14 protein-coding genes and 1 pseudogene are annotated in these 21816 nt (G+C 56.4%); 4 read left to right on the top strand and 11 right to left on the bottom strand.

Annotated features, from left to right (window positions below):
- Positions 1 to 10 precede the first annotated feature (10 nt).
- The gene (gene pdeH / locus V6944_RS04880) at positions 11 to 784 is read right to left on the bottom strand and encodes a cyclic-guanylate-specific phosphodiesterase (RefSeq protein ID WP_333498108.1); all 774 of its coding nucleotides are present in this window, start codon (positions 782 to 784) and stop codon (positions 11 to 13) included.
- Positions 785 to 1011: 227 nt separating this feature from the next.
- Between pdeH and V6944_RS04875 the strand changes: the two genes are divergently transcribed.
- Complete coding sequence (locus V6944_RS04875; RefSeq protein WP_333498107.1) at positions 1012 to 1941, top strand: sugar kinase; 930 nt, start codon at positions 1012 to 1014, stop codon at positions 1939 to 1941.
- 80 nt (positions 1942 to 2021) lie between these two features.
- Here V6944_RS04875 and V6944_RS04870 read toward each other — a convergent pair whose 3' ends face one another.
- The 9 genes from V6944_RS04870 to bcsR all read right to left on the bottom strand — a co-directional run bounded on the left by V6944_RS04870 (position 2022) and on the right by bcsR (position 17683).
- Positions 2022 to 3512, bottom strand: a complete 1491-nt coding sequence (locus V6944_RS04870) for a M16 family metallopeptidase (protein WP_333498106.1) — start codon at positions 3510 to 3512, stop codon at positions 2022 to 2024.
- A 273-nt stretch (positions 3513 to 3785) separates the two neighbouring features.
- Entirely contained in the window at positions 3786 to 5072 is a 1287-nt protein-coding gene (locus V6944_RS04865; RefSeq protein ID WP_333498105.1) for a dicarboxylate/amino acid:cation symporter, read from the bottom strand.
- Between the two features lie 142 nt (positions 5073 to 5214).
- Positions 5215 to 7233 carry a biofilm formation regulator HmsP gene (gene hmsP / locus V6944_RS04860; RefSeq protein WP_333498104.1) on the bottom strand — a complete coding sequence of 673 codons (2019 nt, stop codon included), beginning with the start codon at positions 7231 to 7233 and terminating at the stop codon, positions 5215 to 5217.
- A gap of 148 nt (positions 7234 to 7381) precedes the next feature.
- Positions 7382 to 10690, bottom strand: coding sequence for a cellulose synthase complex outer membrane protein BcsC (bcsC, locus tag V6944_RS04855; RefSeq protein WP_333498103.1), 3309 nt, complete (start codon positions 10688 to 10690; stop codon positions 7382 to 7384).
- Complete coding sequence (gene bcsZ / locus V6944_RS04850) at positions 10672 to 11769, bottom strand: cellulose synthase complex periplasmic endoglucanase BcsZ (protein WP_333498102.1); 1098 nt, start codon at positions 11767 to 11769, stop codon at positions 10672 to 10674. The genes bcsC and bcsZ overlap by 19 nt, the downstream gene beginning before the upstream one ends.
- 6 nt (positions 11770 to 11775) lie before the next feature.
- Positions 11776 to 14091 (bottom strand): cellulose biosynthesis cyclic di-GMP-binding regulatory protein BcsB, encoded by a 2316-nt coding sequence (gene bcsB / locus V6944_RS04845; RefSeq protein ID WP_333498101.1) that lies wholly within the window; start codon positions 14089 to 14091, stop codon positions 11776 to 11778.
- Positions 14092 to 14104: 13 nt separating this feature from the next.
- Positions 14105 to 16723, bottom strand: a complete 2619-nt coding sequence (bcsA, locus tag V6944_RS04840; protein ID WP_333498100.1) for a UDP-forming cellulose synthase catalytic subunit — start codon at positions 16721 to 16723, stop codon at positions 14105 to 14107.
- Positions 16720 to 17472 (bottom strand): cellulose biosynthesis protein BcsQ, encoded by a 753-nt coding sequence (gene bcsQ / locus V6944_RS04835; RefSeq protein WP_333498099.1) that lies wholly within the window; start codon positions 17470 to 17472, stop codon positions 16720 to 16722. The genes bcsA and bcsQ overlap by 4 nt, the downstream gene beginning before the upstream one ends.
- Positions 17473 to 17482: 10 nt before the next feature.
- Complete coding sequence (gene bcsR / locus V6944_RS04830) at positions 17483 to 17683, bottom strand: cellulose biosynthesis protein BcsR (protein WP_333498098.1); 201 nt, start codon at positions 17681 to 17683, stop codon at positions 17483 to 17485.
- Positions 17684 to 17982: 299 nt separating this feature from the next.
- Between bcsR and bcsE the strand changes: the two genes are divergently transcribed.
- From bcsE to bcsG, 3 genes and pseudogenes are all read left to right on the top strand, one after another.
- Positions 17983 to 19542, top strand: coding sequence for a cellulose biosynthesis protein BcsE (gene bcsE / locus V6944_RS04825; RefSeq protein ID WP_333498097.1), 1560 nt, complete (start codon positions 17983 to 17985; stop codon positions 19540 to 19542).
- On the top strand, positions 19539 to 19736 hold the full coding sequence (gene bcsF, locus V6944_RS04820) for a cellulose biosynthesis protein BcsF (RefSeq protein ID WP_333498096.1): 198 nt from the start codon (positions 19539 to 19541) through the stop codon (positions 19734 to 19736). Before bcsE ends, bcsF begins: the two co-directional genes overlap by 4 nt.
- Positions 19729 to 21388 (top strand): annotated as a pseudogene (gene bcsG / locus V6944_RS04815) (cellulose biosynthesis protein BcsG). Before bcsF ends, bcsG begins: the two are co-directional and overlap by 8 nt.
- An 86-nt stretch (positions 21389 to 21474) precedes the next feature.
- Here bcsG and V6944_RS04810 read toward each other — a convergent pair.
- Complete coding sequence (locus V6944_RS04810; protein ID WP_115073682.1) at positions 21475 to 21582, bottom strand: type I toxin-antitoxin system toxin Ldr family protein; 108 nt, start codon at positions 21580 to 21582, stop codon at positions 21475 to 21477.
- Between the last annotated feature and the right edge of the window lie 234 nt (positions 21583 to 21816).

Below are 21816 nucleotides of genomic sequence, written 5' to 3'. Positions count from 1 at the left end.
TAGGCCAGCTTCACACCAGATTGATCATCAAGGATTCCAGTGTCGACATCGGCACCGGACGAGAAAGGAAATAGCCCTGCGCGGCGGCAGCAGGTGAGCTTTGAACTTCACGCCACTCTTCCAGCGTTTCAACCCCCTCCACAATCACCCCTTCGCAGTAGCGATTCATCAGCTCAATCAGCAGGATAAACAGTTTGCGGCCTTCAGGGGTTTTGCGCAGCATAATGAACAGATCGCGGGCTACTTTGATGTAATCGTAGCGCACTTCATTCAGCGCCGAGAAGTTGGCCATGCCGGTGCCGAAATCATCCAGCCACAGCGGGCCAAATTCGCACAGCGAGGCCACCGTGGAATCTTGTGGCAGCGCCATGTGCTCCACCAGCTCGAAGCGTAGCCAGGGCAGCGTTTCAATCATCGTTTTCAGGATCCGGTCCTGACGCATTTCCAGCAGCGTTAGCGCATCGACGTTGACCGATGCCAGCACCTTATTCTGTTCAAAGAAATGCTTCCTTTTTGCCAGCATCGTCACCTGTTCTTTGATGACATGGATGCGCTGGCCGATAGAAACCGCAGCGAAGTAACGATCCGGGGCAATACGTTTTTGTGGTTGAGAGGGATGGGTCACTATCGTTAACACTTCAATCGCCATCAAGCGGCCCTGAATGGTGTAGATAGGCTGGTAGGTATAGACACGCTCACACTCTTGCCAGTAACGCAGTTGCTGTAGGCTTTCCAGCTCCGCATCAGGTACTCTCGCCCGCTGGTTCACCTGCTTTAACGTCATTTAAGCTTCCTGTGAAGAGAGGGTCAGAGGGTCTAGTGATAAAGTTATCGGCGGGTCAAGTGAGAACTTTATGTCCAGTTTGAGCCATTTTATTTTCACTAAAGAGGATAAATCGGCCGTAACACGCGCTAGCTCAAAAAAAATAATGGAACGTTGTTTTAATATAGTTGACCAACGAATAGCCACAGCGCACACTACGAAAAATTTACCGAATCAGGTTGATGACTATGTCCAAAAAAATTGCCGTGATTGGCGAATGCATGATTGAACTGTCCGAGAAGGGCGCACAAGTTAACCGCGGCTTTGGCGGCGACACCTTAAACACGTCCGTCTATATTGCTCGCCAGGTCTCTCCTGCTGAACTCAGCGTCAACTACGTCACCGCGCTCGGCACTGACACCTTCAGCCAGCAAATGATGGACGCCTGGCAGGCAGAGAATGTCAAAACCGACCTGATTCAACGCATGAGCGACCGTATGCCAGGCCTGTACTACATCGAAACCGATGAGACCGGCGAGCGTACGTTCTACTATTGGCGTAATGAAGCCGCCGCCAAGTTCTGGCTGGAGAGCGAGCAGTCTGCTGCCATCTGCGAACAGCTGGCAGGCTTTGACTACCTCTACCTGAGCGGCATTAGCCTTGCTATCCTCAGCCCGGCGAGCCGTGAGAAGCTGATTGCGCTGCTGAAACAGTGCCGCGCTAACGGCGGTAAAGTCATCTTTGACAACAACTACCGTCCGCGCCTGTGGGCCAGCAAAGAAGAAACTCAGCAGGTTTATCAGCAGATGCTGCAGTGCACCGACATTGCCTTCCTGACGCTGGACGACGAAGACGCGCTGTGGGGCGAGAAGCCGGTTGAAGAGGTTATCGCCCGCACTCAGGCCGCAGGCGTGAGTGAAGTGGTGGTGAAGCGCGGTGCAGACTCTTGCCTGGTCGCCATTACCGGTGAAGCATTGGTTGACGTACCGGCGGTTAAGCTGCCAAAAGAGAAAGTGGTGGATACCACCGCAGCGGGCGACTCCTTCAGCGCAGGCTACCTGTCCGTCCGCTTAACCGGCGGCGACGCAGCAGCGGCAGCGAAACGCGGTCACCAAACGGCGAGCACCGTGATTCAGCACCGTGGGGCGATTATTCCCCGCGAAGCGATGCCTGCTTAAGGTATAGCGGGTATAAAAAAACCTCTTCCGGCTGGGAGAGGTTTTTTTTCGTCTGTACGTTAGATGCTGGGTTTCCCCCGCTACTGCGCCGGTGGAATATCCGTCACATCCTGATGGCTCTCTTCCGTCGTAGTCCCAGCGTCCGCCGTCGGTGCCAGCATAATCTTGCTCCACACTTCCTTCAGATCCTTCATATTGAACTCTGGTTCACCGGTTGGCTGCTGAAGCACTAGCGCCATGTCCTGCGATAGCTGCTGGCGCAAGTCCTGGTTGAGCATATCCGGCGTCAACGACTCGAGGAAACTCTGGCGCAGCTTCTGATACTGTTCCGGGGCGATATCCACGACCTGGTTCTGCAACGAACGCATACGCTGGCTAATCAGCATGTCGGTGTCCATCCGCGCGTAGGTGGCAAACAGTTTTTGCAGTTCCAGCTTCTTCTGCGCAATCAGCGAAGCAAATTCATCTTCCGGCAGACCTTTCTCACGAATGGTCGCCAGCTCACGGGCAACCAGACCCAGGTTGCTTTCCAGCTTCTCACCCGGCGATTCCAGGTTAATGCCGCACTGCGCGCGCAGATACAGCACGCGGCAGTCAAAGCCCAGACCAATATCCTTCATGTTGGTGCGGCTCAGTTTCTGCTGGATATGCCAGAACAGCGCTTCACGCGCCAGGTCGGCGCGCCAGTAGCGCTGCAACGCCGCTGACTCGCGAATCGGCTGCCACGGGGTATCCCACATAATAGAGAGACGATCCTGGCGCACCGCATTGGTCATAATGCTCACCGCTTCTGGAGGGAGCGGCGACAGCGTAGGCACCGCCGCTGGCGTTTCACGTTTTCCCTTCAGCCCGCCGAAGGTTTTTGTGATTTGCTCAATAGTAGAGCGGCTATCGACGTTGCCGACGATAATCAGCGTCATTGCATCCGGGGTGTACCATTTCTGATAGAACTCGGCGACATGCTTAGCGTCCACCGGCAGCTTCAGCGGCTCGGCCGGATCGTGGCCCAGCATGGTGGAACCTTTCAGACGATAGCGCCACCAGCCTTCTTTCGTATCCTGCGGCCATGTCGCGACCATATCCTGCACGCCCAGCGTGTAGCTCACGGTGTCCGGCGTAATACTCAGTTTGCCAATCGACGTCGCCAGCCAGTTCAGCGCCTCTTTCTGCAGATCGCTGCGATTGTTCGGCAGGCTCAGGTTAAAACGAGTGTAGTCATAAGAGACAATCGCCGGCGGTAGCGGGCGCTTCGGGTCAATGCTCTGCTGCCACATGGAGCGAGCCTGCATTGTTTGTAGACCGCCGTTCTGGGTCAGGGCGATCCGAGGAATAAGGTGGCTATAGCCCGTTTGCTGGGCGCTTTCGTTCAGTGAACCAATATCAACCGAGAGCCGGATCTCTACACGGTCGCTCGGGCGCTGCGGAGTGGCAAGTACCTGCCACTGAAAGCCATTAGACAACGTGCCTTGTTGCCAGGCCGGGTCCGGCTGGAGCGCTTCTGCCTGCACACAGCTGGCTGCTGCCATCATCAGCAAACCACCGGCTAAAAGTCGAATTGTTGTGCCCTGCATGTGAACCCCTGATGAACGTTCCTGGTTATCCCCACCGGCCTCCGGGCGACGCGCGCACGGAGGCTAGTGGGTATAAAAGACAACCGCCGCGGGCGATTACCTAAAATAATGAAGTAAATACGTCAGTTAGACCACACAATCGCAAAAACGTCACATGGCTAAGGAAAATAAAATCTACGGCAACCATAAGCTAACATAGCTAAATAATGACGCCGCCTAATTATGCGCAGGAGCCCGCACTCCAGCAAGGGAGTACGGGCTTAAGTGGGGAGATTAAGAGGATAATTCGTGCGGTTCTTTCGCCGTCGGACGGTTATTGAGCACATCGTCCAGCTGTTTGGCGTCCAGCTGTTTCACGCGTTTTGCCACGACAATGGTCGCCACGCCGTTACCGATAAGGTTAGTCAGCGCACGCGCTTCCGACATAAAGCGGTCGATACCCAGAATCAGCGCCAGACCCGCGACCGGCAGATGCCCCACCGCAGAGATAGTTGCCGCCAGCACGATAAAGCCACTACCCGTCACGCCTGCGGCCCCTTTCGAGGAGAGCAGCAGTACCACCAGCAGCGTCACCTGATGGAAGATATCCATATGGCTGTTGGTCGCCTGGGCGATAAACACCGCCGCCATCGTCAGATAAATCGAGGTGCCGTCGAGGTTAAACGAGTAACCGGTCGGGATAACCAGCCCCACCACCGACTTCCGACAGCCTAGCTTCTCCATCTTGTCGAGCATACGCGGCAGCGCAGATTCGGAAGAGGAGGTCCCCAGTACAATCAGCAACTCTTCGCGGATATAGCGGATAAATTTGAAAATGCTGAACCCGGTCACGCGAGCAATCGTCCCCAGCACCACCACCACAAACAGGATACAGGTAATGTAGAAGCAGATGATGAGCTGGCCCAACTGCACCAGCGTACCCACGCCGTATTTACCGATGGTGAAGGCCATCGCCCCGAACGCACCAATTGGCGCCAGGCGCATGATCATGTTGATGATGCCGAAGATAACCTGCGAGAAGCTTTCAATAACGTTGAAAATCAGCTGACCCTTGCTGCCCAGGCGGTGCAGCGCAAAGCCAAACATCACCGCAAACAGCAGCACCTGCAGGATGTTGCCGCTGGCAAAGGCACCGATCACGCTGGAAGGAATGATATCCATCAGGAAGGCGATAATACCCTGATCTTTTGCCTGCTCGGCGTACATCGCTACCGCTTTCGCATCCAGCGTTGCCGGGTCAACGTTCATCCCCGCACCAGGTTGCACCACGTTCACAATGATCAGGCCGATAATCAGCGCGAGGGTGCTGACCACTTCAAAGTAGAGCAGCGCGACGGCACCGGTGCGCCCCACCGCTTTCATGCTTTCCATACCGGCGATGCCGGTCACCACCGTACAAAAGATAACCGGGGCGATAACCATTTTAATCAGTTTGACGAAGGCATCGCCGAGCGGTTTCATTTGCGCGCCTAATTCCGGGTAATAGTGACCGAGTAGCACACCGATCACTATCGCCGTCAGCACCTGGAAATAGAGGCTTTTGAAGAATGAGGTTTTCATAGGATGTCCTTAAGCTATAGCCACAGGAAATGTAGGGATTATTTTTACCTGTTGGCACAAAATAACATCCAAGAAACATTATCGAAATATATGTACGTTAATTTGATACTTAATTGTTAAAACTTTGAGCTGACACGCACAATCACTCACTCTGATCTCCTGGCAGTAGTGATTTGTCCTTACTCAGATAATTCTGCTCAAAAACGTCCATCGGGACGGCACGAGCAAACAGGAAACCCTGCAAAATATCGACACCCGCTGCACGCAGCCATGCATATTGCTCTTTACTTTCAACACCTTCGGCAACCATTTTCAGGTTAAGGCTACGCCCAAGCTGGATGATGGCCGCCACCATGCTGGTGTCTTCCGGCAGACTGTCGATAAAGATTTTGTCGATCTTCAGAATATCTACCGGTACGGATTTCATATGCTGTAGCTGACGCAGCCCCGCGTAACCCATGCCAAAATCGTCCAGCGCAATGCGCACGCCAGCGTTGCGCAGCGGCCGTAAAATGGCGACGGCGGCTTTCGGATCGTCAATGCGTCGGCTCTCAGTCACTTCCAGAACCAGCGTACCGGGCGCAATGCGGTAGCGGTTGAGCAGCGCCAGCATATCCGACACCATGTCGTGATGCAGAAGCTGTAGCGCCGAGATGTTCACCGACAGCGGCAGCATAATGCCACGCGACTGCCAGGCGGCAAGCTGTCGGCACGACTCTTCCAGCACCCAGTGCCCTACGGTCACCATCAGGCCACAGGATTCAATGCTGTCGATAAGATCGTTCGGCAGCGCCCAGCTACCGTCCGCCTGGCGCTGGCGCAGCAGTACTTCCGCGCTGCACACCTTACCGCTGCTGGTTTCCACCTGCGGCTGGAGCCAAACGGAGAACTGCTCATTGTCCAGTGCGGTCAGAATATCGCTCTCTTCGGTCAGGCGCTTTTGCGCTTTCACCATCTGCTCCGGGTCGAAAAACTCAATCTGGTTTTTCCCTTTCCGCCGTGCGGTAAAGGCCGCCGAGAGCGAGCGGCGATAGAACTGTTCTGCCGTTAAGCCGTCGTTGTACATCGCAATACCCACGCTGGCGCTAGGACGCAGCTGAATGCCTTGCAGCGGCAAACGCTCATTAATGATAGTGAGTACTTGCTGACTTAATGTGATGGCATGCCACGGCTCTTTGACGTCATAGGCCAGAATCGCGAAGTCGTAGCCGCTGACCTGCGCCAGCACCATGCGCGGCGAGATCACCTGCTTAATCTTCTCTGCCAGGGTTAGCAGCAGCATTTCACGCTGCTCCTCTTTCAGCACGCCCGCGGTGTCCTGCAAGGTTTCGCAGGCAATCGTCAGCAGCGCTACCGGCGTTTTGCGCACCAGGCTTTGCTCGAGCAGCCCTAACAGGAAGGCTTTGTTCGGCAGGTCAGAGACCGGGAAACGGGTCGACTGATTGCTCAGATCGTCATATTGCCGCAATAGCGCCTGTTGATTACGGTTGTAGCTGCGCACCAGAGTACCGATTTCATCGTCGTGATGCAGGCGTGGCAGGGAGAGCTGATGACCAATGCGATCGGCCCCGGGCAGGTCGTGAATTTCATAGGCAATGCTGCGCAGCGGTCTGACAATCAGCCGGTTGATGCACCAGGTCAACGCGACGGTCAGCATTAAAACGAGTAAAAAGTAAGCGGTCACTATCGTTGCCAGCGCGCTCATCACGAACTTATACATACGATAAGGGTCTGCCTGCAGCACCAGATAGGCCAGCGGCTGCGGGTTGGCAGGTCGCTCCAGCGAATAGAGCGGCAGTGAAATCTGTACCGGGAGTTCAAAAATGCGCGTGATATTGACCGGAACCGGACGTTCCGGAATAAAACTCATGCGTAGCGCCTGAAACTGGTTAGGCAGCACGACGTCCGCCCGGCTGACAATGCCGGCAGGTTGAATACGACCAAGAATAGACTCTGCCTCGGGAATATCGCCTTTGAGGATGGCAGCAGACAGCGGCAGACGTACCGAGCGGGCGATGCTTTCTAATTGCACCCCAGTGTTATAGCGATCCTGCTGTACGAAGTGGAACAATAAAATGAAGCAAAAGACAAATAAAAACAGCATGGTAACAACCGCAACCATGGCCATTTGTTTTATTGTAAGGGAACGGCTAACGCGCAAAAGAGCTCTCCACTAATACGAACGTATTGCTCAGGCATTGAGAATAACGAGGCTGGCAGCAAAGTCAAAACGGACTCCGCCGCAATAATTATAACCCGGCAGGGCGCCGGGTTGTATAAGACGAATACCTATATTCGGAGCGGCGGAATTACCAGTCTGCGTAAGGCGTGAGCGGCTGCGGCGGCATATCGAGGTCGCCCTGCCAGCCAGCGGCGGAATAGCGCACATAGAGCAACGCGTGGCTTGGGGTGTAGTCCTTCGCCTGCTGGATATCGACGCCCGCGCCAACAAACCAGTTGGAACTGACGCGCCGTTCAATTATCGCCCGCGCGGTATAACCAAAGCCCTGGCTGCTGCTGCCGTGGTTTACATCCTCGCTGGCTTTTTTCTTCCAGGGTTGCGGAATCAGGTTCATCAGCGGATAGCGCGGTTCCGTACTGGTGCGCGAATGCGACCAGGAAACCGAACCACCCAGCTCCCATGACCAGTTTTCCGTACGTTCACGCCAGTTAACCGGCACGGCAAACGATACATATTCCTGCGGGCTGTAATAGCCGCCCTGACCGAGGGTATAGCCGCTCAGATCCTTCTGGTAGTGCCAGATCATGTTGTTCAGCCCAACGGTCACCCGGCGGTTATTCTCGTTAATCACCTTGTAGTAATACCCCGTCATCCAGCGAACGCGCCAGTTGTCGTCTACGTTTTGACCTGACAACTGGTCGCCACCAAGTGAAGCCCACACGCCGTTGGCTTCGCCTTTATCGTAGCTCAGGCTTATCCCGCCGCCGTTCGCCCGCACGCCGCCCCAGGTCGTGCCCGGATGCGCGCCGTTGTCATTATCTTTCTGCCCGCCAAACGCCAGCAGCGAGCTGGAGATCGGACGACGATGCGCGTTCACCGTGTAGCCCAGCGGGCCAACGTCGCTGCTGTAGCTCAGGCCGCCGACCACATCCACCACGTTAAAGCCCATCGGGGTGGTACCAATGTCGGCGTTCCAGGTGTCATTCTTCCAGCCAATCGCCACGCTGGCGCCGCTGTCGCTCTGGTGCGTTGAACCATGACAGGCGGACAAGTTACAGGTCCCCCACTGGTTGCTGTATTGGTTCTTGCTGTCGGTCTCGAAGCTGCTGACGTCCATATTCACCAGGTCCGAGCGGAAGAACATGCGACCATCGGCCAGCGGCGCATCGACCTGGAACATGGTGGTATGCGCTTTCAGGTCGGAATAACCGCCGGTGCCGCTTGAGCCCCAGAAGTCATGCTGTAGCGTGACATTCAGATCCTGCTGACGGTAGAGATCCGCCGCGTCGCTACGCACGCCGCGCTTGAGCCAGTCATCTTTTTCGTCGTTGCGCGTCAGGCGGGTAAAGGTGTCGTTATCCACTGGACGCGTTGGGGTAACTTGCGCGGCAACCATCGCATCTTTGTAGGTCTCCAGCGCCTGTTTCGGGTTGCCGTCCTGCGCCTGATAGCGCGCCGCATCGCGTAGCGCCATCGCACTATCCATAGACGGCGGCTGGGCTTTGGCCTGCGGAACCAGGGCGGTCATCATTTGCTGCGCCGCCGCGGTATCACCCAGTTTGGCGCTGACCAACGCAATGCGTCGCTGCGTATTGAGCGAACGTTGGCCTTCGGCAGGCAGTTGCGCCAGCTGCTGGCGCGCGGCCAGCGCGTTGCCCTCTGCGGCATAGACTTCTGCCAGGCCCAGATGGGCGTCTTCGTCATGCGGGTCTTTTGCCAGCACGGCGTTGTATTCAGCCAGCGCCGCAGCATTATCGCCCCGCTGCTGCGCCCAGTCGGCAAGCGTTGAATGTATACGAGAGGATTCCGGCTGCTGTTTCAGCAGCGCAATTGCCTGCGCTTCCTGCCCGCTATCACGCAGGCGGTTGGCCTGAGCAATCAGCTGATCGCTGCGCAGACGCTGGTCCAGTTCGCGAATATTATCGGTCCACTGCGCTGTCGGCAGTGCAGCCAGATGCGTCAACGCCGCCTGATCCTGACCGTTACCGGAAAGATAGAGTCCGTAGGCGTAAACCTGGTCGGCATCGGTCGGCTTTTTACGCGCCAGATTGAGCATCAGGTTGTCGGCTTCGCCGCGCTGTCCGGCGCTCACCAGATCACGGGAGAGGCGATAGGTTATCCACACATCATCCGGCGAGAGCGCCAGTCGACGGCGTTGAATTTCCGCAGCCTGCGCCCAGCTCCCCTTGTTCTCCAGCGCTTCGGCCTGCTGAGAAAGTCGGTCGTTGGTCAGGCTACGTTCAATATCGTCAATGCTGCGACGCTGGCTGGCAGACAGACTGTTGATAAAGGCGGTCGCTTTCTCCGGTGACTCCGCGCGATAGATATTTGCCAATCCGCGCACCGCGCTGCTATTACCGCGATCGAGGCGCAGCGCCTGCTGGTAGAAACGCTCCGCCGAGGCGCTATCTTTGCGCGCCAGCGCCACATCGCCCAGTCCCAGCACCGCATAGCTGTCGGTGGCATCAAGTTTGCGCGCCTGCTGATAGAAGCTCTCCGCCTGCGCCAGATTGTTGGCCTTCAGCGCCGCATCGCCTTTGCGAATCAGCGGCCAATAGAGCTGCCAGGTCTGCGGCGTGTTGTCGGCTGCTTGCGCCACTTTCTCCTGTTCTACCGCTTTGGCGCGCAGCACCGGGTCTGCCATCTGTTTTTGCTGGTCAGCCAGCATCGCACGGGCGCTGTCCGCCGATTCACCGCTGTCAAAAATCATCAAATAGCGCTGCAGCGCCTGCACGCTGGACGGGCTGGCTGGCTGGTCCTTTATGGCCTTAAACCACAGGTCGCTCGCCGGGCCGCGCCCTCCCGCCGATTTCGCCATTTGCTCCAGCACGTTAAACGCCTCATCGCGCTGATTCGCCGCGAGCAGCATATTAGCAAGCGTCATCTGCAGGCCAATGTTGCCGGGGTTCTGCTTGTTCAGCGTTTGCAGGTGTTTAACCGCTTCATCGCGTCGGGCCGGGATTTTCGCTACCGCACTCCAGTACTCTACCGCGTAGTCGCCATCCGGCGGCTGGCCGTTGAAGGCTTTTTCGTAGTCGGCTAGCGCTTCCGGGACATGCCCGGTGGTGGCCAGCAGTCGCGCCTGTTGCAGCGCCTGGCGTCCGGCGTCCGTATTCAGGCCAATCTCAACGCGGGAAGTGTTATATTCCGCCGAATTTGGTGCTACCTGCGCCAGCTTTTGTAACTGCTCTTTCGCCCCGGCAGTATCGCCCTGACGCAGCAGATAGCGCAAACGCGCCGCCAGCACCTTTGGATTATTGGGATTAATCAGCTCCAGCCGGTACAGCGATTGCTGCACCAAATCATCCCGTTTGCTGGCTTCTCCAAGACGCACCTGATTGAGCAGCTGTTCTTCTGCCGAGGTGTCCGCATAGCCCGGCGGTACCAGCGTCAGGCCCAGAGAGAGGGTGATTAAACTTAATGTGAACTTGCGCATTCCTGGCCCCAGTCAGGTAGTAATTCGCCGCGGGCGCTGAAGCGAAAACGGTGTTGATCCCAGCCCTGACCAAAGAGGGTCAGAACATAATTGTAATAAGCATCCGCGCTGGGAAAATGATCGGCCACACGCTGGCGCTGAACGGCCTGCGCATCGCGATTTTGTAGGAATGGAATCAGTGAAGCTGAAAAACCGACCGGGCCATCGCCGGTCACCGCCCCGGTAGCAATCGCCACTTTTTCCGGGGGAACACCCTGCTTCACGGTCTGTGCCGCCATCGCGTTAAAGCGTTTAAGCAGACGCGCTTTCTGCGGGTCGGCGTCGTGCATCATGCCTACCCATAAATAGACGCGAATAGCATCGTAGCTGCCCACCACGCTGGCCTCTTTCAGCAGCCAGCCCTGTTTTTTGTCGTAGCTCACCCAGTCCGGAGAAAAACCTTTCGGCGCGGTATCAAGCAGCAGCTTCAGGTTGGTATCGCGAAGGGTGGTCCACGGCGCACCGAAACGGCTGAAATACTGCGCCACCTGCGGCGGGAGATAGCTTGGATTGAAGCGCCAACGCGTCTCTTCCGCAAAGCCAACACGGCCGGGTAATAGCATCAGTCCCAGGCCGGGAACTTTCACTGTTTCACCCTCGGCAATTTTCGCCAGCAGCGCTTTACCCGTTGCGGTGTAATCGTCATTTTTCCACAGACGACCGGCTTCCAGCAGCGTCCAGGCGATCCAGACATCCGAATCAGAGGCGGAGTTGCTGTCCAGCACCGTCCACTCGTCATCGCTCTTTTTGCCCCACAGCCAGGCAGGAAGATGCTCGCGCAGCGAGCCCTGCGCGAGGTTGTTCTGCGTCCAGCCCAGCAGGCTTGCGAAGGCCTGACGATCGTTCGCGGCGAGGGCAAAGAACAGCGCGTAGCTTTGCCCTTCTGAGGTGGTAATTTTGCGCGCATCGCTAGGATCGATAACGCGCCCTTCCGCGCTGACGTAATCCTGCTTGAACTGCTCCCAGGCAGGCCAGCTACAGGCGGCCTGCGCCTGACCGCCCAGGACGCACAGCAGTACTATCCAGCGAAGCATCTTCATCGCGGCTTACTCGTCTTCCGGGTTCAGACGACGACGGCTGATGATACGCAGCAGACGCCACAGCACCCAGGCCAGCAGCACGATGCTGATAGCGGCAAAGATAGCCAGCAGAACAGGATGGTTAGAGAGCGCGAACCACACACGTTCGAACCACGGCAGATGGCCGACATAGTAGATGTCGCCCACACGAAGGCTGCTCACGCCGGACTCACGAATCACCGATACTGAGCCAAACATCGCCGCGCGCTTGCCGCTGTCGTTCAGCGCGTTGTTCAGCAGGTCATAGCCGCTGGCGCCGTCGGCGAGCAGCGCCACGACGCTGCGCTGTTTGTGGTAAGGCGATTCAAAACCAACGACGGCAGCCATCGGGCCGGAAGAGGAAATCCCCGTCTGCACGCCAGCCTGACGGTCATCTTCATCAAGATAGATGCTCGGCAGGTCAGTATGACGCATTGGCGTTTTCACCCAACTCTGGGTGGCGTCCACCAGCAGGTCGATGTGTTTATCATCCTTCAGTTTTTGCGGGATGGAGCCAATCAGCAGCAGGTCAGCATCCTGGTCCTGAATCTTGCTGCCATCATCAGCGATAGTCATCTTCGACCCCGCCAGGCCGGTCTGGCCGCCAATCACGCCAACGGCGTTCAGCAGCGTGCTCACCTGCGCTTCAGACGGCTGTTTTGGCATCACGATAACCGTGTCAGAGAGATCCGCCATACGGGTGAACGGGAAGCCTGCATTGGCAAAGGTGCGCAGATCCGGCATCGGCAGGAAGTGATAGTAGTTCGAGAAGTCGATGGTCGAGTCGTCGCCAATCACCACGTGGTTCTGCACCGGCTGGAAGGTCACGCAGTTATCCACCGAGCCGCCCGGCATCGGGTTCATATACTGGAAATCAAAGCGCAGCTGGTTCATTGCACCCAGACGCAGCGCCGGGATGCTGACGTCGTTTTTACCGTCCAGCAGGCCCTGCAGTACCGGCAGGCGCAGCATCAGCTTATTCACATCCTGGGTGCTGTTGAGGTTAAACGACTGCAGGAACTGGTCATTCAGGCTGATGTCCATCCGTGAACTGTCTTTGACCGACGGCATGGTGTAGCGGTACTTCAGGTCCATATCGATGCCGGTACTGCGCATCAGGTAGAGATCCGGCGGCAGGTTCAGCGACAGGTTGATGGACGCCGGTTCCAGCCCGCTGGACTGTAACTGCTGTTCATACGTTTTCAGTTCGCCGAAGGTGACCGGACGGTCGGTACGCACCCAGTTTGGCGCGTCGTACGGCGCGCGGGCCAACAGCGGTTTCACGTCATCCACCGTCACGCTATCGCCGCGGAACAGAATGTTGCCCGCCGCGATGCCCTGAGCCGCTTTCAGCAGGTCGTTATCGTCACGACCAAACACCACCAGCAGCTTCATATACGGGTTGTTCGGATGGTTGATCATTTCGATCGTTGGTGCTTTCACCTCCGGATGATCGCGCAAGAAGTCCGGGCGACGATCGTTAGTGGCAAAGACGATGGCATTACGATCCGGCAGCGTATTAAACAGCACCGGGAAGGTCTGCCCGCGCCAGCCCGCTTTAGCACCAAACCACGAGGCCACAACGGCTGCGGCTTGCTGCTGCGGCAGATCCGGCGAGCCGGCAAAGACGATAGGCAGGTTCAGCGCGCGGTTATCGCGAGCGTCAAAGAACGGTACCGGGAAGTGCGACAGGTCGTTGCGCACCTTCAGCGACTGGTAGGTTAAATCCAGCGAGCTGTTGCGCGCCACGTCCAGCCAGACGGTGGTGTTCGCCGGATTTTCACAGACGTCGCGGTAGTGGCCAATAAACTCAAGGCGCACGCGGTTAAAGTCGGTGATATAGAGCGGGTCGATGGGGAGCTGCGTCGAGACCTTTTTACCCAGTTGCTCTTTGGTGACCGGCAATACGCCCATCAACTCGTCGTTAAGATAGACCTTCAGCTGAGAGGTCACAGGCAGCAACGACGGTGATGGCGTATAGGTCAGGTTCAGCAGCGCCTTCGACACCACTTCGTCGCTGCGCATGCCAAACTCAATGCCACCGTCCGGGTTAGATCCGCGCAGCACCATGCTGCCCGGCGGCGGCGCAATCTGGGCAAAAGAAAGCTTCACGTCACGCGACGGCGCATCTTCCACCACCACTGGCGTCGTGGTTGCCGCGTCGGCAGAAGCAGACGCCGCTGCGTTGTCCTGAACAGTCGGCGCTACGGCCACCTCTGTCGTCGGTTCTGAATGCGTCGTGAGCGGCAGTAAACTGCCCATACCCACCGCCACTGCACAAATCCAGGAAAGTTTTCTTTTCATCGGTTCATCATCATTATTGTTGAGCCATAGCCGATAGCGGATGCTCGATTACCGCCTCACGCTCTGGACGGCGCGGAATGAACGAAGCCACCCACGCCACCAGCATGGTGAGCGACCGGAAAATCTCTTTTGCCACCGGTGGCGCGAACTCGGCCAGGTGGCGATAGCCACGGAACCCTAGCTTCAGGATATCCATCAGGCTTTCCAGCGGTTTATCTTCCGGGAAGCTGTCCTGCCAGAGCGCCCACGTATCCGCACGCGCAAACGTACACTGTACAAAATCGATATGTTGACGGGTGCTCATCGGCAACAGCTTGAGCCCCACTTCACTGCCCAGCACGCGCACGACCTGGGTCGGGAAGACATATTCCTGCTGGCCGCGTTTGAGCAACAGGTTGACCTTCTGCTCTTCCAGCACCTGAGCGTCGCCGTTGATACGAATACCTACACCGCCGTCAGAGAAGTCATGCACCGTACAGGAGAAGAGATGCCCGTCTTCACGGGAGATCGCCCCCGGCATTTTGATTTCAACGCGGTGCGAACGACGCACCTGTTTACTTTCCACCGACACCGCCACCGCGCCGCCGAGGATAATCAGGTTATAGAACACCCACACCAGACTTATCCACACGGTGAGGGTTTCATCCGCCGGGCCGTACATATAGCGCCAGATCCCAAACGCCACGCCCACCAGGTTCAGCAGCACGAGGAAGATATACGGGCGGGAGATAACCCAGTCGACGTACTCTTCTTCCACCAGGCCACCCTTGGCGGTGACGTTGAATTTGCCTTTGTGTGGGTTAAACAGCGCCACCATCGTCGGTGGCGCGATGTACCACGCGAGCACCGTTTCATAGATTTCACTCCAGAAGGAGTGGCGGTATTTGCCCTGAATTTTTGAGTTGGTCAGGCTGGCGTGGATCATGTGCGGCAGTACGAACAGCGCGATCATCAACGCCGGGGCGTAGATGATGTAGGCGTGCAGCAGCAGGAAAGCCAGCGGCGCGGTGAGGAAGATAAGCCGCGGTACGCCCGACAGGAAGTGGAACATGGCGTTGAGGTAGCACAGCCGCTGCGGTAGCTTCAGCCCTTTACCAAACAGAGGGTTATCCATGCGGAAGATCTGCACCATACCGCGCGCCCAACGAATACGCTGGCCGATATGCGCCGACAGGCTTTCCGTCGCCAGCCCCGCCGCCTGCGGTAAACGCATGTAGGCAGAGGTGTAGCCGCGACGGTGCAGACGCAGCGAGGTGTGCGCATCTTCGGTTACGGTTTCCACGGCGATGCCGCCAATTTCATCCAGCGGTTTACGACGAATCACGGCGCAGGAGCCGCAAAAGAAGGTCGCATCCCACATGTCGTTACCATCCTGCACCAGCCCGTAGAACAGCGTGCCTTCGTTCGGCGTTTTACGGAAACGGCCCAGGTTACGTTCAAACGGGTCAGGTGAGAAGAAGTGGTGCGGCGTCTGCATCATCGCCAGCTTCTTGTCCTTCAGGAACCAGCCCATGGTCATCTGCAGGAACGAGCGCGTCGGTACGTGGTCGCAGTCGAAAATCGACACGAACTCGCCTTTGGCATACTTCAGCGCGTTGTTGATGTTCCCGGCTTTTGCATGTTCATGCGTGGTACGCGCCACGTAGTGAACGCCTACGTCTTTGGCAAACTGCTTAAACTCTTCGCGGCCGCCGTCATCGAGGATCCAGATTTGAATCTTATCTTTTGGCCAGTCGATACCGAGCGAAGCGTAAACGGTGTTTTTGACGACGTTCAAATCTTCGTTATAGGTCGGGACGAAGATATCGACCGAAGGCCATTCGTTCATATCCTTCGGCAGCGGCACCGGATGACGGTTCAGCGGCCAGACCACCTGGAAGTAACCCAGCACCAGCACAATCCACGCGTAGGTCTCGGCAAACAGCAGGATCAGCCCACACACCAGGCTGACCGGGTCGTTCCAGTTGAGCGTTGAGGTATAACGCCACCAGATGTAGCGGCAGGAGACCGTCAGCGAAAGCACGATAAGCATCAGCGCTGAGAAGCGTCCCGGAATGCGCCGCACCAGTAGCGCCACACCCCAGAGCAGCATCAGGAACACAAACTGCGAGAGCGGGTTAAACGGTTGAGTAATGCAGACCAGCGCCAGAATTAAGGAGAGCGTGAGCACCACACCCAGGATCAGGCGGCGCAGCTTTGGATTCAGGTGCGCCAGCTCTTTTTTCTCATCAAGATGGCCAGTTTGCGCGTTCATCCGGCCCGGCAGTTCGTCGGCCCAGCGGTTGTAGCGCTCGCGCAGACGATCGATGCCTGCCAGCGGTCGCCAGGAGCGAGCGCTGCGTTGTTCTGCAGGCTTGGTGGCAATGAGCCAGACCGCCTGTAGCGCAAAGCGCAGCGGATCCAGCGGACGTGGCCGCGAGAAATTAATGTGCGGGAACAGTTCGTCGTGACGGTCCGCCAGCGCCTGCCAACGGGCATTTTCCAGCGGCAGAATGAGCCACGCCAGCCCCACCCACAGGCAGGTCAGGGTGGCGGAAAGCCAGGACGAGCCCGCCTTCCGATAGCCCAGATAGCGCGCACGTAGACGAGCGTAGACCGGCGGAACGAATATCCAGCGACCGAGGCGTATCATGCTTCGCGCTCCGCAGCCGGACGATGGCCCGCGTAGTGCATCAGACACCAGTTGGCGAGCGTAATCATCTCTTCAGCAGCCAGGGAGTCATGGCGGTATTCACCCAGCGGTTGCTTGCTCGCCAGGCTTTCAGCCATCGCTTCATCCAGATGTATCACCACCGGCAGCAGGCGGCGCTGGGTTTGCAGCCAGACCTGATAAAGGTCTTCCTGCAGCGGGCTGCTCATGCGTAGCTCATTGATTAAAAGGTGGGTATTAGCCGGTAGCGGCTGTTGATGCAGACGAATATGACAGTTGGCATCCGGTTTAAGAATGGTCAACGTAAAATGGCAGGCTTCGACCAACGGTGCGGTCCAGGGGTAAAAGCCATGCGGAAGATCCAGCAGGATCCACTGATAGCGCCCCTCTTGCTCCAGGGTTTTAGCAATGTCGGCAATGTCCGATAGCCTATCCGCCAACGCGGCCACATTTTGTCGCTCGCCCGGCTGGAGATAGCCAAACGGCAGAACATCAATCAGTGAAGTGTAACGTAAGCCTGCATCACGCCAATCCTTGCCGTCCAGCACCGCGCGCGCCCAGCCACTCTGCCGTCCAATCTCATCGTTAAACGACAGACGCAGCATATTGTCAGGGCCAGCATCGATGACCAGCACCGACTCCCCGAGCAGCTGTAATGACCACGCTAATGCCGCCGTGATGGACGTCGTACCCACGCCACCGCGAACGCCCTGTAATCCCAGAATAGCCATTATGGCTTCCTTATTTTTGTTCGGCTTTTTGTTCTGCAAACTCTGCTAGCAGCGGCCAGCGCTTAAACGCAGCAGCTAATTTTTCACGCTGGGAAATATCAGTGTAATCTATATTGGGTAGAGAGAAAGCCCGACTTAGTGCGAGAAAATCATTCTGAAAAGTGTAGCCAAGTTGAGAATCAACTGATTTAACCGGTTCACTATCTGACATTTTTTGCTCCCTCTGAAATCAAAGTACAAATGCGCCCATCATTCGAGGGGCAACCTTTCCATGAAATTCGTTTATACTCGTCATACTTCAGATTGCAGATGAGTGGTTTTGCATTTATTCATTTCAACCACATCGTTATGCAGGTTTCAGGGGATTGGCTCACTTATCGCCTGACGATAACGCTAATAATGAAGAGTATACATGCTAAATCTGATGCTATTTAATTTCAATATTAGGTTTATTCTGCCGTTTTCACTAGTAAACTTATACGCAGGATTATCGTCGATAAGAGGGACACGATGAACCCCATATTTTCTATTGGTATCCAGTCACTTTGGGATGAAGTGAGCCATATGCCCGCAGGCGGCGTGTGGTGGATTAATACTGATCGTCATGAGGATGCCGTTAGCCTGCTCAACCAGACGCTCTCCGTGCAGCAAGAGGCGGCAAAAGTGGCGGTGGTTAGCATGGGCGAAAACCCTAATAACCTCATAGAATTAAAGGGAAATTCTGGTCCCAAAAAAATATCGCTGTTCACCATGCAGGATAACGCGGATAGTCTATACTTTATGCGCCGCGACCTGCTGCGCACGCTTGAACCCAACGGTTATTTCGTTATCCTCCTATGCGCTCACAATGCCTGGAAAAATATTTCCGCCGATAAAATACATGATTGGGTAAACAAGTCGCAAAAATGGGCTAAATACTACGGCTGTACGCTTCTGGTACTGAATCCAGGCAACAATGCTGATGCTCAAACTTCCGTTTTACTCGGTGAATATCGTGCCCTTTCTGGCCTGGCAAGTTTACGTTACCAGGGTGATAGTCAACTATTGGATATATCTTACTGGTCAAATGAAAAAGGCGTGAGCGCCCGCCAACAGCTGTTAATTAAACAAAATGACAACGGCTGGCATTTAGCACAAGAAGAGGTTGCCAATGTGCAGCCGCGTAGTGACGAAAAACAAGTGCTCAGCAATATCGTTATTCTTGAAGGTGCACCGGCGCTTTCAGAGCATTGGACGTTATTTGACACCAACGACGGTGTTTTTAATGCTGCACGTACCGCCCAGGCGGCAACCGTCATATTCTCTCTGAGCCAAAATAGCCAGATAGAGCAGCTTTCCCGATATATTCACACGCTGCGCCGGCAGCGTGGTAGTGCGTTAAAAATAATCGTCCGAGAGACTACACCGAGTCTGCGTGCCACTGATGAGCGTCTGCTGTTAAGCTGCGGAGCCAACATCGTTATCTCTGCCAGCGCGCCGCTCTCACGCAGCCTGACCTTAATTGAAAGCGTGCAGTCGCAGCAGTTCAGCCGTCACGTGCCGGAAGATTTGGCCACGCTCCTGGCCAATACCGAACCGCTGAAGCTCAAGGGCTACCAGAAGTGGGATGTGTTCTGCGATGCGGTACAAAAAGTTATCAACAACACGCTACTGCCTGCGGACAGTAAAGGCGTGATGGTCGCGTTACGACCCGCCCCTGGGCTGCGAGTTGAGCAGGCGCTGACGCTGTGCCGCCCGCACCGTATGGGCGATATCGTCACCATTGCCGATCGCCGCCTGGTGCTGTTTCTCTCCTTCTGTCGCGTCAACGACCTCGATAAAGCGCTCAATCATATCTTCCCGCTGCCAACCGGGGATATTTTCTCTAACCGTATGATGTGGTTTGAAGATAAACAGATTTCCGCCGAGTTGATTGATATGCGCAGCGTGAAGCCAGAGCTGTGGACCCAGCCGCTGCATATCTCACCGAAGCCGAAAAACGTGATTAATGCGACCTATGAAGATAACAGCTGGCGCCGTTACCCCGAGCCGTGCCGCCTGTCTACGGATACCGAAGGAACGTCGTCATGATGTCGATAAGCGATATTATTCAACTCGTGATTCTCTGCGCGCTGATCTTTTTCCCGCTGGGCTATCTGGCGCGTCATCACCAGCGCCGCATTGAGAACGCGTTCCGTCTGATGTTTCTAAAACCGCGCTTTGTTAAACCCGTCGGCGTGTTACGCCGGGACCAGGCCGTCAGGGCAAAATCAAAAAATGACTAATTCGACGAAAAACGCCGCCGTTACTCCTTCTCCGCTTTGGCACTACTGGCGGGGCCTGTCTGGCTGGAACCTCTATTTCCTGGTCAAATTTGGCCTGCTGTGGGCGGGGTACCTCAATTTCCATCCCATGATGAATCTGGTGTTCATGGCCTTCCTGCTCTTCCCGTTGCCGAACAACCGGCTGCACCGTTGGCGCCACTGGATTGCCATCCCGCTCGGCCTTGCGCTGTTCTGGCACGATACCTGGCTGCCAGGACCGGAAAGCATTATGAGCCAGGGTTCGCAGATTGCAGGCTTTAGCGCAGATTACATCTGGGATCTCGTCACCCGCTTTATTAACTGGCAGATGGTCGGCGCGTTCTTCGTGCTCGTGGTCGCCTGGCTGTTCTTAAATCAATGGATCCGTATTACCGTTTTTGTGGTTGCCGCCATGGTATGGGTTAACCTCAGCCCGTTAATCCCGTCCTTTAGCTTGTGGCCAACCGGGCAAGCAACCAGCACGACCGCTGCAACCACCACGGCCCCAGCCGCTGCTGCGGGGAGCGCGGCAACAAGCGGCGATCTTCCCGCGCAAACCGCTGCGCCAACGTCAGATAACCTGAACGCCTGGTTAAACAGCTTCTACGCGTCGGAAAGCAAACGCACGACCACCTTCCCGGCGCAGTTGCCGGAGGATGCGCAGCCGTTTGACCTGCTGGTTATCAACATCTGTTCGCTGGCTAACTCCGATATCGAAGCGGCAGGCCTGATGCAGCATCCACTGTGGTCGCACTTTGATATTCGCTTTAGCAACTTCAACTCGGCAACATCGTACAGCGGCCCGGCAGCGATTCGTCTGCTGCGCGCAAGCTGCGGTCAGCCGTCGCATACCAATCTGTATCAGCCAGCAGGCAACCAGTGCTACCTGTTTGATAACCTGTCCAAACTCGGCTTCACCCAGCACCTGATGCTTGACCATAACGGCGTATTCGGCGATTTCCTCAAAGAAGTGCGTGAGAACGGCGGCATGCAGAGCCCGCTGATGGATCAAAGCAAGCTGCCAGTTAATCTGCTCTCCTTCGATGGTTCCCCGGTGTATGACGACCTGGCGGTGCTCGACCGCTGGCTGCAGTCACCGGATATGCCAGCCGGTGGCCGCTCGGCAACCTTCTATAACATCCTGCCGCTGCACGACGGTAACCACTTCCAGGGGCAGAGCAAAACGGCGGACTACAAGACCCGCGCGCAGAAGCTGTTTGATGAGCTGGATGCTTTCTTTACCGAGCTTGAGAAGTCAGGCCGCCGTGTGATGGTTGTCGTAGTGCCGGAACATGGTGCGCGATAAAATGCAGGTCTCCGGCCTGCGCGATATCCCAAGCCCGTCGATTACCCACGTACCGGCCGCGATTAAATTCTTTGGCATGAAAGCACCACATCAGGGCGCCGCCATTGATATCAATCAGCCAAGCAGTTACCTGGCGATTTCCGAACTGGTTGCCCGCGCGGTAGACGGCAAAATCTTTACCGAAGATAGCGTCGACTGGTCGGCCTTCACCGGCAACCTGCCGCAGACTGCCGCGGTGTCGGAAAACTCCAACGCTGTCGTCGTTCAGTACCAGGGCAAACCGTACGTTCGCCTGAACGGCGGTTCCTGGGTGCCGTACCCGCAATAAAACGAAAAAGGCCGCAGGGTTTTACCCCTGCGGCCCGGTTCGGGCGCATGTTGCCACTGCGGCGGACAGACGCCCCTCAGCGGGCGTTATTTCCGGTTACGCCACCAGCTCAGAATCGCGCTGGTGATAATTCCCACCGCAATCGGAGCTGCCAGATCGTGCCAGAAAAGCACGCCAAGCTCTGCGAGCGTCATATAGCCGCCTTGGTTGCAATAGCAACAGTTCGCGGCTATTCTCTTGTTGTTCAGGCAAGTGATAGCCCCCGTTATGTTGCCGGTTTATACCAAACAACGTGCGGGGGTTTTCTCTTTCCAGCAACCTATGCCGCCGGGGATCAAGCCCCCGCAACATTGCGCCTCACCGGGAAACCCGGCTTGGTGACGATACTACCGCAAACAACCCTTCAGCTCGCCGTAGCAACTCCATTT

It is taken from the genome of Kluyvera sp. CHPC 1.2972 (assembly GCF_036759925.1).
Lineage (GTDB): Bacteria > Pseudomonadota > Gammaproteobacteria > Enterobacterales > Enterobacteriaceae > Kluyvera.
The sequence above is the reverse complement of the archived record's forward strand: the minus strand, read 5'-3'. Positions and strand labels throughout refer to the sequence as shown.